10 protein-coding genes are annotated in these 14658 nt (G+C 72.6%); 7 read left to right on the forward strand and 3 right to left on the reverse strand.

Translation table 11 applies throughout. The annotated features are described in order from the left end of the window. The first annotated feature begins 4 nt into the window (after positions 1-4). Both ABZW17_RS30070 and ABZW17_RS30075 read left to right on the forward strand, forming a co-directional pair. Positions 5-1696, forward strand: a complete 1692-nt coding sequence (locus ABZW17_RS30070; protein WP_354821609.1) for a discoidin domain-containing protein — start codon at positions 5-7, stop codon at positions 1694-1696. After that, complete coding sequence (locus ABZW17_RS30075) at positions 1693-4596, forward strand: glycoside hydrolase family 3 C-terminal domain-containing protein (RefSeq protein ID WP_354821612.1); 2904 nt, start codon at positions 1693-1695, stop codon at positions 4594-4596. Before ABZW17_RS30070 ends, ABZW17_RS30075 begins: the two co-directional genes overlap by 4 nt. Here the strand turns inward: ABZW17_RS30075 and ABZW17_RS30080 are convergent. The 3 genes from ABZW17_RS30080 to ABZW17_RS30090 form a co-directional block, all read right to left on the reverse strand. Beyond that, positions 4539-5594: a LacI family DNA-binding transcriptional regulator gene (locus tag ABZW17_RS30080; protein ID WP_354821615.1), complete on the reverse strand. Its 1056-nt coding sequence runs from the start codon at positions 5592-5594 to the stop codon at positions 4539-4541. The genes ABZW17_RS30075 and ABZW17_RS30080 overlap by 58 nt on opposite strands. 82 nt (positions 5595-5676) lie before the next feature. Beyond that, a complete protein-coding gene (locus ABZW17_RS30085) occupies positions 5677-8694 on the reverse strand; it encodes a discoidin domain-containing protein (RefSeq protein ID WP_354821618.1) in 3018 nt (1005 codons plus the stop codon). Between the two features lie 117 nt (positions 8695-8811). Further along, a complete protein-coding gene (locus ABZW17_RS30090) occupies positions 8812-9396 on the reverse strand; it encodes a dihydrofolate reductase family protein (RefSeq protein WP_354821621.1) in 585 nt (194 codons plus the stop codon). 89 nt (positions 9397-9485) lie between these two features. On the opposite strand from ABZW17_RS30090, the gene ABZW17_RS30095 reads away from it, so the two are divergent. The 5 genes from ABZW17_RS30095 to ABZW17_RS30115 all read left to right on the forward strand — a co-directional run bounded on the left by ABZW17_RS30095 (position 9486) and on the right by ABZW17_RS30115 (position 14576). After that, a complete protein-coding gene (locus ABZW17_RS30095) occupies positions 9486-10241 on the forward strand; it encodes a sulfite exporter TauE/SafE family protein (protein WP_354821624.1) in 756 nt (251 codons plus the stop codon). 30 nt (positions 10242-10271) lie between these two features. Beyond that, positions 10272-12527 carry a xanthine dehydrogenase family protein molybdopterin-binding subunit gene (locus ABZW17_RS30100; protein ID WP_354821627.1) on the forward strand — a complete coding sequence of 752 codons (2256 nt, stop codon included), beginning with the start codon at positions 10272-10274 and terminating at the stop codon, positions 12525-12527. After that, a complete protein-coding gene (locus ABZW17_RS30105; protein ID WP_354821630.1) occupies positions 12524-12994 on the forward strand; it encodes a (2Fe-2S)-binding protein in 471 nt (156 codons plus the stop codon). Before ABZW17_RS30100 ends, ABZW17_RS30105 begins: the two co-directional genes overlap by 4 nt. Beyond that, on the forward strand, positions 12991-13809 hold the full coding sequence (locus ABZW17_RS30110; protein ID WP_354821633.1) for a xanthine dehydrogenase family protein subunit M: 819 nt from the start codon (positions 12991-12993) through the stop codon (positions 13807-13809). Before ABZW17_RS30105 ends, ABZW17_RS30110 begins: the two co-directional genes overlap by 4 nt. Positions 13810-13916: 107 nt before the next feature. Next, the gene (locus ABZW17_RS30115) at positions 13917-14576 is read left to right on the forward strand and encodes a flavin reductase family protein (protein ID WP_354821684.1); all 660 of its coding nucleotides are present in this window, start codon (positions 13917-13919) and stop codon (positions 14574-14576) included. Positions 14577-14658: the final 82 nt, after the last annotated feature.

A 14658-nucleotide genomic window follows, 5' to 3' on the forward strand; every position in this document is an offset into this window, starting at 1 on the left:
CCGCATGACGGGAACCCGGGTTCTCGCCGTCCTCGTCCTGACCTTGGCCGCCCTGCTCACCCCGCCGGCCGCCCAGGCCGCGCCCGTCCTGCTCTCCCAAGGGCGCCCGGTGACGGCGTCCTCGGCCGAATCCGCCGCCTTCCCCGCCTCGGCCGCGGTCGACGGCGACCCCGGCACGCGCTGGTCGAGCGGGTTCAGCGACCCGCAGTACCTCCAGGTCGACCTCGGCTCGGCGCAGCAGCTGACGCAGGTCGTGCTGAGCTGGGAAGCCGCCTACGCCAAGGCGTTCACCCTCCAGGCGTCCGCCGACGGCGCCGCCTGGACCACCCTCTACTCGACCACCACCGGCACCGGCGGCACGCAGACCCTGAACGTCACCGGCAGCGGCCGGTACGTCCGGCTGACCGGCACCCAGCGGGCCACCCAGTACGGCTACTCGCTCTGGGAGTTCCAGGTCTACGGCGGCGGCAGCACCCAGCCCGGTGACGTCCTGCTGTCGTACGGCAAACCCGGCACGGCGTCCTCGTACCAGGACGACGGCGCGTGCCCCGGCTGCGTCCCGGCGAAGGCGTTCGACCACGACCCGGCCACGCGCTGGGCGACGAGCGCGACCACCGGCTGGGTCGACCCGGGCTGGCTCACCGTCGACCTCGGCGCGCCCGCGGCGGTCCACCAGGTCGTCCTGCAGTGGGACCCGGCCTACGCGGTCGCCTACCAGATCCAGGTGTCGAACGACAACGCGAACTGGACCTCGATCTACTCGACCACGACGGGCAAGGGCTTCAAGGAGACACTGACCGTCAACGGTTCCGGCCGGTACGTCCGCATGTACGGCACCGCCCGCTCCAACGGCTACGGCTACTCGCTGTGGGGCTTCGACGTCTACGGCACCGGCGGCAACCCGACGCAGCCGCCGCCCGCGCCGCCGGCCCCGCACTTCCCGGGCACGCTGGTCTGGAGCGACGAGTTCAACGGTGCCGCCGGTGCCGCGCCCGACGCGAGCAAGTGGACCGCCGAGACCGGCCCCGGCGTCAACAACGAACTCGAGTACTACACGAACAACAACAACGCGAAGCAGGACGGCCGCGGCAACCTCGTCATCCAGGTCCGCCGCGAGGCCACGCCGGGCAGCGCCTGCCCGGTCGACCCGGTCAGCGGCAGCGGGACCTGCCAGTACACCTCGGGCCGGATCAACAGCGCGGGCAAGTTCAGCTTCACCTACGGCCACGTCGAGGCGAACATCAAGGTGTCCGGCACGCAGGGGTTGTGGCCCGCGTTCTGGCTGCTCGGCGCCAACTTCTTCAGCGGCACGCCGTGGCCGAACTGCGGTGAGATCGACATCATGGAGCACGTCGGGAAGTCGCCGAACCTGGCTTATTCGACCATCCACGCGCCCGCGTACAACGGTGCCGGCGGCATCGGGGCACCCCTCGACCTCGGCCAGGACGTCTCGGCCGGGTTCCACAAGTTCGGCCTCGACTGGGACGCGAACCACATGACGTTCTCCGTCGACGGGAACGCGTTCGAGACGATCAACCGCGACACGGTGGAGAGCACGCGCGGGCCGTGGGTGTACGACCACCCGTTCTTCCTGATCCTCAACAACGCCATCGGCGGCGACTTCCCCGGCCCGCCGGGAGCCGGGACCGTCCTGCCGCAGGACATGGTGATCGACTACGTGCGGGTGTACCAGTGAAGCGGCTCGTCCTCGCCGCGGTGGTGACGGCGGGCCTGCTCGCCGTCCCACCGCTGTCCGCCCAGGCGGCCCCCACCCTGCTGTCCCAGGGGCACGCCGTGACCGCGTCCTCCACCGAGAACGCCGCCTTCCCGGCGTCCGCGGCGGTCGACGGCGACCCCGGAACCCGCTGGTCGAGCCAGGCCGCCGACCCGCAGACCCTGCAGGTCGACCTCGGTTCGCCGCACACCCTCAGCCAGGTCGTCCTCCGGTGGGAGGCGGCCTACGCCAAGGCGTTCACCCTCCAGGCCTCGGTCGACGGCGGCCAGTGGTCCACCGTGTACTCGACCACGACCGGCACCGGCGGCACCCAGACGCTGCCGGTGACCGGGAGCGGCCGGTACGTCCGGCTGACCACCACCGCGCGCGCCACGCAGTGGGGTGTCTCGCTGTGGGAGTTCCAGGTCTTCGGCGAAGGTTCCGCGCAGGCGTGCGGCAGCGGGAACGCGGCGTTGCGGCAACCGGCGACGGCGTCCAGCGTCCAGTCGGACGCGTTCCCGGCTTCGGCGGCGTTCGACGGCGACCTCGGCACGCGCTGGTCGAGCCTGGCCGCGGACCCGCAGTCGATCCAGGTCGACCTGGGCAGCGCGCGTTCCGTCTGCGGCGTCGACCTGACCTGGGAAGCGGCGTACGCGAGCGCGTACACGATCCAGCTGTCCACCGACGGGAGTGCGTGGACGACGGCGGCGACCGTGGCCGGCGCGGGCGGCACCGAACACCCCGCCGTGTCCGGGACCGCCCGGTACGTCCGGCTCACCGCCACCGCGCGCGCCACGCAGTGGGGTGTCTCGCTGTGGGAGTTCGCGGTGCACACGAGTGACAGCACCCCGCCGCCGACGGGGTGCCCGTGGGTGGGCTCCACCGCGCCGGTCGCCGACCGCGTCACCCAGCTGATGGCCGTGATGACCCCGCAGCAGAAGGTCGAGGTGCTGCACGGCAACGGGGCGACCGGGCCGTACATCGGCAACACCGACGCCGTGCCCGAGCTGTGCATCCCGGCGCTCGGCCTGCAGGACGGCCCGGCCGGGGTCGGCGACGGCCTCGACGGCGTCACCCAGTTCCCGGCGCCGGTGACGGCCGCGGCGACCTGGGACACCGCGCTGCTGAACCGGTACGGCTCCGCGATGGGGGCCGAGTTCGCGGGCAAGGGGGCCGACGTCGTCCTCGGCCCGACGATCAACCTGGTCCGCGACCCCCGGTGGGGGCGCAACTTCGAGACCTACGCCGAAGACCCGTACCTGGCCGGGGCGGCCGGGACCGCGACCATCCAGGGCATCCAGAGCCAGGGCGTGATGGCGCAGGCCAAGCATGCGGCCGCCTACAACGTCGAGGCCGGGGCGTCGCGCGGGACGCCGTCGGACAACGTCATCATCGACGACCGGACGCTGCACGAGCTCTACCTGCCGGCGTTCCAGCAGGTGGCGAGCCAGGGCCAGGTCGCGTCGATGATGTGCGCCTACAACCAGATCAACGGCGTCCCGGCCTGCCAGAACAGCGGCGTGCTCACCACGGCGATCAAGCAGGACGCGAACTGGAACGGTTTCGTCGGCTCCGACTGGGGTTCGGCCACCGGTGGCGCCCGGCAGCTGGCCAACGGCGGGCTCGACCTGGAGATGCCCGGCGGCGCGTTCTTCGGCCAAGGCCTGCTCGACGCCGTCTCGCGCGGCGAGGTCACGCAGGCGCGCGTCGACGACATGGTCCGGCGGGTGCTGACCCAGATGTTCCGGTTCGGCGTGTTCGACCGGGCCCGGCGGGGCACCCCGCAGGCGGTCGTGACGAACGCGGCGAACGTCGCCACGGCCCGGGACGTCGCCGCGGCCGGGGCGGTGCTGCTGAAGAACACCGGCGTCCTGCCGCTCACCGCGTCGACGAAGTCGATCGCGCTGTCCGGCGGCGACGGGATCGACCCGCAGAACATCGGCGGCGGCAGCGCCAAGGTCAACCCGTCGCCGGCGTCGGTGAACCCGATCACCGGCATCAGGGCCCGGGCCGGCTCCGGCGTCACGGTGTCCTATGTGGACGGCGCCGGGGAGCACGTGCAGACGCCGGACATCCCGGGCGCGGTGGCCGCGGCGCGCGCCGCGGACGTCGCGATCGTGTTCGCCAGCTACGGCGAGTCCGAGACCCAGGACCTCGACAGCATCGACCTGCAGCACCAGCAGAACGACCTGATCGACGCGGTCGCCTCGGCCAACCCGCGCACGGTCGTCGTGCTCAACACCGGCTCGGCGGTCACCATGCCGTGGCTGGGCAAGGTCGCGGCGGTGATCGAGGGCTGGTACCCGGGCCAGGAGAACGGCAACGCGCTCGCGTCCCTGCTCTACGGCGACGTCAACCCGTCGGGCAAGCTGCCGGTCAGCTTCCCGAAGCAGCTCGCCGACCTGCCCACGGCGAACGTCCAGCAGTTCCCGGGCGCCAACGACCGGATCGAGTACTCGGAGGGCCTGAACGTCGGCTACCGCTGGTACGACAGCCGCAACCTCGAACCGCTGTTCCCGTTCGGCTTCGGCCTGTCGTACACGACGTTCGGGTTCTCGAACCTCGTCGTGACGCCGCAGGGAACGAACGGCACGGCGAGCGTGACGGCGACGGTGACCAACACCGGCACCCGGGCGGGCGCGGACGTCGTCCAGCTGTACGTCGGCCAGCCGTCCGGCAACGGCGAGCCGCCGAAGCAGCTGAAGGGATTCAAGAAGGTGCAGCTCAGCCCCGGGCAGAGCACCCAGGTGTCGTTCCCGCTCACGCCGCGGGATCTGGCGCACTGGAGCGGGTCGTGGACGACCAACGCGGGCCAGTACCGCGTCTACGTCGGTGATTCCTCGCGCAACGTCCCGCTCTCGGGGGTGCTGACCGTCTCCTGAACCGATCGGGTCGAGTCCCGGACCACCAGGGAGGTCGGGACGATCACCGGCTCGTCCGGCTGGGGTGCCCCACCCAGCCGGTCGAGCAGCAGCCCGGCCGCCGTCTCGCCCATCTGCCGCAACGGCTGGCGGATCGTGGTGAGCGGCGGCTGGGTGTGCGCGGCCAGGGGGATGTCGTCGAAACCGACCACGGCGACGTCCCCCGGCACCGACCGGCCGGCCTTGCGCAGCCCGGCCAGCACGCCGGCCGCGGTGAGGTCGTTGTGCGCGAAGACCGCGTCGAACTCCGGGCCGGAGTGCAGCAGCTGGAGGATCGCCGCCTCGCCGCTTTCGCTCGTGAAGTCGCCTTCGATGATCAGCCGCGAGTCGAGCGTCAGGCCCGCGTCGAGGACGGCTTCGTTGAAGCCGTTGAGACGGTCGGCGGTGCAGCCGAAGTCGCGCGGCCCGGTGACGGTGGCCAGCCGCGTGCGTCCCGTTTCGAGCAGGTGCCGGGCCGCCATGGCGCCGCCCTGGCGGTTGTCCGTGCCGACCGACGGGAACGCGGGACGGCGGCCGCGGTCGTCGATCACCACCACCGGCAGCCCGGAATCGTGCAGCACCCGCAGGTGCCGCACCGCGTCCGGCGGTTCCACCAGCAGCAGGCCGTCGAACGCCTTCGCCGACACCTGGCGCGAGAACTCCTCCAGCGAGTCGGGGCCGCGGTTGGCCGTGGACAGCAGCAGGCCGTAGCCCTTCGACTCCACGACGTCGGCGACGCCCTGCAGCACCTCGCCCATCCACGGCCAGGTCAGCCCGGGCACCAGCATCCCGACCGTGCGCGTCACCCCGCGGGCCAGCCCGACCGCGCCGGCGCTGGGGATGTACCCGGTCGCGGCGATCACCTCGCGCACCCGGATCGCGGTCGCGGCGTCCACGTCGGCCTTGTTGTTGAGGACTCGCGACACGGTCGTCTTGCTCACCCGCGCGCGGCGGGCGACTTCGGCGATCGTGACGCGCATCCGTCCTCCCGATCAGGGGGTGGCAAGCCCGGTGGTGCCAAGGTACCCGCCCGCGGGCCCGGTGCGACCGGTCCGAGATCGATCAAGTGCGGACGGACAACCGCACGAGACCCGCGTCGCCGCTTCGCCAGGCCGTGCGGACGGCGACGTACCGCGCCGGCCCGGCGCCGGTGGCCGTGTAGGTGACGCCGTCGAGGCTGAGTTCGACGGTCGCCGCGGGTACCCGGCCGCGGGTCCAGCTCAGCTCGACCGCGGAAACCGCTGTCACCGCTCCGAGATCGACCACCATCCGGCCGCCGGGCCCCGGCCGCCACGCCGTCGCCGGGTCGTCGTCGACGGCCGCGGCCGGGCTGGACATCCCCGGTGGCAGCGGTTCGGCGGGGAACGTGGTCCGGCCGAGCGCGCGGTCGGCCAGCGGGTACGGGCGGACGTCGCCGAAGACCACCGGCACGCTCCGGCGCGGCGGCAGCAGCACCGGCCGGGCGCGCCCGCCGTCCGGAGTCACCGTGACCAGCACGGGCAGCAACCCGGCCGGGGCGGTGAGCTCGACCCGGCTCGCGTCGCGGACGACCGCCTTCACCCCGGCGGGGCCGGTCAGCGTGAACCGCGGGGGCTCGATGCGCCCCTCCGCCGCGGCCAGGGTGTAGGAGAACTCCGTGCCGGTCCGGGTGACGGTCTGCTCGCCGCGGTAGAGCCGGTACGTGCCGCGGTCTCCCGGGAGGATCGCCGTGCCGGTCACCGCGGCGCCCGAGAGGTTGAGCAGCACGAGGAAGCCGTCGGTGACGGTGGCTTCGGCCGCACCGGCCGGAACCCGGCCGCTCGCCTTCACCGGCCCGGGGTACAGCTCGGCGACGAAGGGAGCGGGCGGGCCGTCGGACAGCGTGACGCGGTCGCCGGTGACGGTGAGCGGGTGCGGGCCCGCGACGGTGATCCCGGCGCGGCCGTCGATGTCCAGCCGGCCCTTCGTGCTGCTGAGGGCGGGTACCGGGTAGGTCACCGCGGCCGTCCAGGCCACGCCGTCCGGCGAGGTTTCGATGCGGTACCCGCGCCCGGCGGCCGCTTCCCAGCTCAGCCGGACGCGGTCCACCGTCCGCGGCGCGCCGAGGTCGACGGCCAGCCAGCTGTCCGCGCGCGGACGGTCCGATGTGGACACCGCCCAGCGGGTGGTGGCGTCGCCGTCGACGGCGTACTTCGCCTCCTTGCCCGGGCTCGCCGAGGACGCCGACGCCGTGCCGCTGCGCGCGAGGTCCGGGCCGTCGCCGTCGCGGACCTCGAAGGCCCACAGCGAATAGCCGTACTGCGGGTCGGGCCGGACACCGAGCATGCGGACGTACCGGGCGGTCACCGGGGCGAACGTGACGTCGTCGGTCCGGACGCCCGGCGTCTGGGCCTGGAGGGTGACGCTGCCTTCGTCGGCGGTGTAGGTGCGGTCGCCGTCGAGGCCGGGCACACCGGGCATGGTCAGGTTGTAGACGTTCAGCACGCCTTCGCCCTCGGCGACGCCGGTGCTGGCGTACACCGCGGCGCCGGTCGGCAGGGTGGCGAAGGCGGCGTACCCGGTGTCGAAGCGGAGGACGCCGACGGTGCCGTCGAAGCCGTCGCGGATCTTCGCGTACGCCGTGGCGTGCCGTTCCCGCACGGCGAGGTTCGTCGACGGCAGCAGCATCGGGTTGGCGCCGCCGAGCACGAACAGCCAGTCGTCGTGGTGCGGCTGCCAGGCGAACTTCACGAAGCCGGGCTTGGTGACCGTCGCGGCCCAGGCGGCGGGGGAGCGGTGGGCGAGCAGGCCCGGCCCGGTGCCGAAGTCGGCGGTCCCGGCCGCGTGGGCGTCGAACTCGCGATCGCTCACCGGCACGACCGGGCCGCCGTTGAGCGCGCGCCACTCGTGCAGCAGGTAGCTGATGGCGACTTCGGCGCGGGCCTCCGGCTCGTACTTCGGCTCGCCGGAGAACTTCGTGATCCGGTCGGCGGGGGCGTAGGCCTGGTACGGCTCGAGACGCGCGGCCAGGCGGGCCTCGGCGTGGGCGGCGTGGCGGTCGCCGAGCACCTGGGCGCGGAAGGCCAGCGGGATGACGTCACGGCCGTAGAGGTGCTCGCGGTCGGCGACCATCGGCATCAGCGGCTCGCCGGCGTCGCTCGTCATCAGCAGCATCGTGCGCCACAGCAGTTCGCCGTTCGGCTGCGCGGTCAGCACCTCCGGTAGCGGCGTGCCGGCGGCGAGGAAGTGCATCGCGTTGCGGCCGGAGGTGCGCCAGAGCTCCTCCTGGTAGTGCGGGCCGAACGAACCGTGGTTCTCGACGAGGAAGGTGTCGTAGAGGTTCGTCGCGGTGTTGGCGCTGATCGGACGGCCGTCGACGAGCCGCGGGTTGGCGAGGTCGGCGGCCGGCAGCCCGGCTTCGTTGCGGCTCCACGCCCCGGACGCCTCCCGCCAGCCGGCCGCCTGCGGGTCGGCCGGCGCCCACGCGAGCGCGGGGGCGAGCGACTGGGCGTAGACGCCCATCTCTTCGAGTTTGGTGTCGCCGACGTGGCCGCCGCGCAGGCCGTTCGGTGTCCAGCTGCCCGAATCGGGGTCGTCGCCGGTGCCCAGCGCGGTGGTGTAGGCGGCCTGGCCGGTGGTGATGCGCTCGACGTTCCGCCGGGTCACGTCGTCGAGGTCCGTCCACAGGAGACGGGCGGCGAGCACGAAGTACGACTGGAACGTCGTGTCGAAGAAGAGCTTGCGGCCCCATTCGGTGCCGCCGGCGAGCCGGTTCGACGCGGCGAACCGGCGGATCGTGGCGAGCGTGTGGTCGCGCAGCGTCTCCCGGCCGACCCCGGCGACCACGGCGTCGTAGCCGTCGCGGGTCAGCAGCACGGCGTTCCCCAGCACGACGGCGAAGGTGAAGTCGCGGAGCGGGTAGGTGCCGGCGGCCGGGTCGAACTGCTGCTCGGCCCAGCGCGTGTGCCGCAACAGCACGCGCAGGTAGGTCGCCGCGACGGCGTCGGGTGGCCCGGCGGCCGCGGCCCGCGCGAGCCCCGGCAGCAGACCCGACGCCAGTGCGGCCGCCGCGCCGCCCGCGCCCAGCAGCCGCAGCACCTGCCGCCGGTCCAGCTCGCCCATGCCCGGCCTCCCCGCGTTGACAACCTTGTCAGGGCGGATTCTGGGACGCCGCCGTCGCGCCCGGCAAGCCCGGCGGCGGATCCCGTCCGGTTTCGGACAACCTTTTCGTATAACGGCCTATACGGTGCGGTCGTACCGGGCGATCAGGACGCCCTTGGTCGTGGTGACGCAGCTGACGAGGGCGAACCCGGTGAGCGGCGCGTCGCCGAAGAGGCGCGCGCCGGTGCCGAGGGTCAGCGGGTGGATCAGCAGCGTGTAGCGGTCGACCAGGCCGGCGGCGTGCAGCGCCCGCACCAGCGACGCGCTGCCGATCACCGACAGGTCGTTGCCGGGCCGCGCCTTGAGCTCGGGCACGGTTTCCGCGGCGTCGCCACGCAGCAGGACCGAGTTCTGCCACGCACTGGCGTCTTTGAGGGTGGTCGAGGCGACGTACTTGGTCACGGCGTTCAGGTGCGTGGTGAACGGGTTGCCGTCGTCGCGACGGCCCCATGCGGTGGTGAAATCCTGCCAGGTCCGGCGGCCGAACAGCATGTCGCCGGGCCGGCTCATCCCCTCGGCCATTTCGCGGGCCATGACGTCGTCCTGGTACCGGGTGCCCCACCCGCCGTGGGCGAAGCCGCCGCGCGTGTCCTCGTCGGGCCGGCCGAGGCCCTGCACGACGCCGTCGAGGGTGACGCTCATGGTGACGTTGACCGAACGCATTGCCGTGTCCTTCCGCCGGGTTGTGTCACCGCCCATACGAACGGCGGCGGCCCGGATCGACAGCGCGCCCGGCGTGATCTGATGACAACGTGATCACCGACCCGTGGGTGCTGCTCCTGCTCGTGCTGGCCGGCGTCGGGGCCGGCCTGACCGGGGCGACCGCCGGGCTCGCGTCCCTGGTGTCCTACCCCGCGCTGCTCGCCGCGGGGCTGCCGCCGGTGACCGCGAACATCACCAACACCGTCGCGATGCTGGGCACCACCGCGGGCGCCGCCGCCGGGGCCCGGCCCGAGCTGGCCGGGCAGCGCCGCCGGCTGATCCCGCTCTGCGCCCTCACCACCGTCGGCGGCGCGTGCGGCGGCCTGGTGCTGCTGCTGACGCCCTCGGGCGCGTTCACCGCCGTCGTGCCGTGGCTGATCGGCGGGGCGTCGCTGGTCCTGATGGCGGGTCCGCGCCTGCGCCGTCTCGCCGAAGGCCACGAGCACCACGGCCTGAGCCCGGTGACCGCCGTCGTCGCGTTCCTGATCGGCATCTACGGCGGCTACTTCGGCGCCGCCGCGGGCGTGCTCATGCTCGCGCTGCTGGTGACCGTCTGGAACCAGCCGCTGGCCCGGACGAACGCGGCGAAGAACCTGGTCACCGGGTCGGCGAACCTCCTCGCGGCGATCGTCTTTTCGATCACGGGCAAGGTGGTCTGGCCGGCCGCGCTCGCCGTCTGCCTCGGGTCGCTCGGCGGTTCGTGGCTGGGGTCGGTCCTCGTGCGCCGGCTGCCGGCGACGCCGTTGCGGATCGCGATCGGCATCGGCGGACTGGGTCTGGCGGTCGTCCTCGGCCTGAGGGCATGATCGGCGGGGTATCGGCGAGCAGGAGACCAGATGAGCATTGTCGGGACCAGGGTGGTCCGCCAAGAGGATCGGAACCTGATCACCGCGGGCGGCACCTACGTGGACGATCTGCGGGCGGAAGCGCTTTCCGGTGCCGCGCACGCGGTTTTCGTGCGAAGTCCGATCGCGCACGCGCGGATCGGCGGCATCGACGTGAGCGAGGCGAAGGCGGCACCGGGCGTGCTCGGCGTGTTCACCGCCGCCGACCTCGGCCTCGGCCCGCACCCGGCCGGGCCGGTCGAGGAACCGTGGCTGGCCGACGGGGTGGTGCGGTACGTCGGCGAGCCCGTCGCGCTGGTCCTCACCGAGGAGCGCTACCAGCTGGCCGACGCGGCCGAGCTGGTCGACGTCGACTACGAGCCGCTGGACGCGGTCGCGAGCATCGGCGCCGCGCTGGACGGCGAGACGCTGCTGTACCCGGCGACCGGCAGCAACATCGTGCAGGTCAACGGCATGGCGGAGTTCGACGATTCGATCTTCGAAGGCTGCGAAGTCGTGGTCACGCAGACGATCGCCAACCAGCGCGTCGCCCCGGCGCCGCTGGAGGTGCGCGGCGCGTCCTTCGCGTGGGGCGAGGACGGCCGGCTGACGGCCTGGCTGTCCACGCAGAACGCCCAGATCGCCCGGTCGCAGCTGGCGGGGAGCCTCGGCGTCGGCGAGGAGTCGGTGCGGGTGATCGCGCCGGACGTCGGCGGCGGGTTCGGCGCGAAGATCGGCGCGGACCCCGAGGCGACCGTGCTCGGCTGGGCCGCCAAGCGGCTCGGGCGGCCGGTGCGCTGGGTCGAGTCGCGCAGCGAGAACCTGACCTCGATGACGCACGGCCGCGCGCAGCTCAACACCGTGACCATCGGCGGGAAACGCGACGGCACGGTCCTCGCGTACCGGCTCGACGTCATCCAGGACGCGGGCGCGTACCCGCGGACGCTGTTCCTGCCGACGCTGACCGAGCTGATGGCCGTCGGCGTCTACCGGTTCCCGGTGGTCCAGACGCGCAGCCGCGCGGTCGTCACGAACACCACCCCGATCGCGGCCTACCGCGGCGCGGGCCGCCCGGAGGCGACCGCGGCCGTCGAGCGGGCGATGGACCTGTTCGCGGCCGAGCTCGGCCTGGACCCGGCCGACGTCCGCCGGGCCAACTTCATCCCGCCCGAGGATTTCCCGTACCGGACGCCGACCGGCGCCTTCTACGACACGGGGGAGTACGCGGCGGCGCTGGACAAGGTCCTGGAGGCCGCGGGGTACGCCGAGCTGCGGGCCGAACAGCAGCGGCGGCGCGAGGCGGGCGACCCGGTCGAACTCGGCCTCGGCATCGCCGCCTACGTCGAAATCACCGGCGGCGACGGCGGTGGCGAGAGCGGCCGGGTCGACATCCACCCGGACGGCTCGGTCGTCGCCTGGACCGGCAGCTCGCCGCACGGGCAGGGGCTCGGCACCTCGCTGGCCATGCTGCTGTCCGACCGGCTCGGCGTGCCGCTGGACAGGATCACCGTCCGCCACGGCGACACCGACGAGGTGCCGAAGGCGATCGGCACGTTCGGTTCGCGGTCGCTGCAGCTGGGCGGCTCGGCGATCCGGCAGGCGGCCGACGAGGTCATCGCCCAGGCCCGCGACCTGGCGGCGGACCTGCTGGAAGCCGCGCCTGACGACCTGGAGCTCGACGTCGAGCGCGGGGTCTGGCAGGTGCGCGGCGCGCCTTCGAGCACCGTGCTCAGCTGGGCGCAGGTCGCCGAAACGGCCAGCGACGGCAAGCTCACCGCCGACGTCTGGTTCGGCGACGGCTCGCCGACGTTCCCCTTCGGCGCGCACCTCGCGGTCGTGGAGGTCGACACCGAGACCGGCAAGGTGGAGCTGCGCCGGATCGTCGCGGTCGACGACGCCGGCCCGATCGTCAACCCGCTGACCTTCCGCGGCCAGCGCCACGGCGGTCTCGGCCAGGGCGCGGCCCAGGCCCTGCTGGAGGTCGTCACCTACGACGAGGACGGCAACCCGACGACCGCGTCGCTGGCGGACTACTCGTTCGTCACCGCCGCCGAGCTGCCGGACTTCGAGCTGGTCGACATGGCCACCCCGACCGACCGGAACCTGCTTGGTGTCAAGGGGATCGGCGAGGCCGCCACGATCGGCTCGACGCCGGCGGTGCACAACGCCGTGGTGGACGCGCTTTCGGCCCGCGGCGTCAGGCACCTGGACATGCCCACGACTCCGATCCGGGTCTGGGCCGCACTTTCGGAGGGGAACGCGCAGTGAAGGTCTCGATCGAGGTCAACGGGCGGCCGGTGACCGAGGAGGTGCCGGACCGGACGCTGCTGGTGCACTTCCTGCGCGACACCGCCGGGCTGACCGCCACGAACATCGGCTGCGACACGACGTCGTGCGGCGCCTGCACGGTGCTGCTCGACGGCGAGTCGGTGAAGTCCTGCACGGTGCTGGCCGCGCAGGCCGACGGCCACGAGGTCACCACCGTCGAAGGACTGTCCGCTGTGGACGGTGACCTGCACCTGGTGCAGCGGGCGTTCCGCGAGCAGCACGGCCTGCAGTGCGGGTTCTGCACGCCGGGGATGATCATGGCGTCGGTGTCACTGCTGGCCGACAACCCGAAGCCGACCCGCGACGAGGTCCGCGCCGGGCTCGAGGGCAACCTCTGCCGCTGCACGGGGTACCACAACATCGTCAGCGCCGTCATCGACGCTTCGGGCCAGGAGGTGGATCGGTGATCCCCGCGTCCTTCCAGTACCTGCGGGCGTCCACAGTGGACGAAGCTCTGTCGTTGCTGGCAGCCCACGGTGACGACGCGAAAGTGCTGGCCGGCGGCCATTCCCTGCTGCCGCTGATGAAGCTGCGGCTGGCGGCGCCGGAGTACCTGGTCGACATCGGCTCGCTCGACGAGCTGCGGTACGTCCGGCTCGAGGGCGACGAGGTCGCCATCGGCGCGTTGTCGCGCTACAGCGCGCTGGTGCAGGATCCGGTGCTGCTCGCGCACGCGCCCCTGCTGGCGCACGTGTCCGGGCTCGTGGGCGACCGCCAGGTCCGCCACCGCGGCACGATCGGCGGATCCCTGGTCCACGCGGACGCGGCGGCGGACCTGCCCGCGGCGATCCTGGCGTCCGACGCGATCCTGGTGGCCCGCGGGCCCTCGGGCGAGCGCCGGATCCCGGCGGCGGAGTTCTTCCTGGGCCCGTTCACGACCCCGCTGGAGCCGGCCGAGCTGCTCACGGAGATCCGCCTGCCGGCCCAGACGGGCCAGGGCTGGGGCTACGAGAAGTTCACCCGCCGCGCGATCGACTGGGCGATGGCCGGCGTGGCGGTGGTCGGCGGCCGCGTCGGCCTGGTGAACCTGGGCGGCGTCCCGCTCCGGGCGACGGCCACGGAGGAGGCTTTGGCGGCCGGAGCGTCCATCGAAGACGCGGCCGCCCTGGCGGCGGAGGGCACGAACCCGCCGGACGAGCCCCACGCGACGGCGGAGTACCGCCGTCACCTGGCGCGGGTGCTGACGCGGCGGGCGTTGCAGCAGGCGGCTTCGCGGAGCTGACGGAGCGGTGGCGGCACCGGACGTTCGCGTCGGGTGCCGCTGCTGTTCCATCGCCATGGCCGATTCCCGCCAGCCGGGAGTCTGCTGTGGACGGCAGAATCTTCGGTGTGGAAACTCTTGCGCACACGGCCATCGAGCCGGGTATTCTGTATTTCGGTACGCCGGTTGTTCTCATTTCCAGTGCGAACGAGGACGGGTCGGCCAATCTGGCGCCGATGTCGTCCGCGTTCTGGCTCGGGTGGCGGGCGGTGCTCGGCCTGGGAGCCCGTTCCCGGACGGCGCAGAACATGCTGCGTACCCGGGAGTGCGTCCTCAATCTTCCTTCGGATTCGCTTGCGTCGGCCGTTGACCGGTTGGCTTTGACCACGGGGTCGGATCCGGTGCCTCCGCGGAAGGAGGAGCGGGGGTACTTCCACGTGGGGGACAAGTTCGGGCGGGCCGGGCTTACTCCTGTTGCTTCGGAGACTGTGGTTCCGCCTCGGGTGGGGGAGTGCCCGGTCGCGATGGAGGCGGTTGTCGAGGCGGTTCATCCGGTGGGGGATGACGGCGGGATTGTTTCGTTCGAGGTTCGGGTTCAGCGGGTTTTCGTTCATGACTCGGTTCGGATGGCGGGGAGTGATGACCGCATCGATCCTGATCTGTGGCGGCCGTTGATCATGTCGTTCCAGAAGTTCTACGGGTTGACTTCGCAGGTTCATCCTTCTACTTTGTCCCGGATTCCGGAACGGCTTTATCGGGGGCCTGATATTGAACGGGCTCGTGGTTGATTCTCCTTATACGGCTTTGCCGTGGCGTGGGTGAGGTGTACCCGTTCGTGTGATGAACAGGTGTTCGGGTGGGCGGTATTGT

The organism is Amycolatopsis sp. NPDC004625 (genome assembly GCF_040609695.1).
Lineage (GTDB): Bacteria > Actinomycetota > Actinomycetes > Mycobacteriales > Pseudonocardiaceae > Amycolatopsis.

Coding starts and splice junctions, on each gene's coding strand:
- ABZW17_RS30080 (WP_354821615.1), bottom strand. CDS start 5,594: ATGCGCGTCACGATCGCCGAAGTCGCCCGCCGCGCGCGGGTGAGCAAG.
- ABZW17_RS30090 (WP_354821621.1), bottom strand. CDS start 9,396: ATGCGTTCGGTCAACGTCACCATGAGCGTCACCCTCGACGGCGTCGTG.
- ABZW17_RS30070 (WP_354821609.1), top strand. CDS start 5: ATGACGGGAACCCGGGTTCTCGCCGTCCTCGTCCTGACCTTGGCCGCC.
- ABZW17_RS30100 (WP_354821627.1), top strand. CDS start 10,272: ATGAGCATTGTCGGGACCAGGGTGGTCCGCCAAGAGGATCGGAACCTG.
- ABZW17_RS30085 (WP_354821618.1), bottom strand. CDS start 8,694: ATGGGCGAGCTGGACCGGCGGCAGGTGCTGCGGCTGCTGGGCGCGGGC.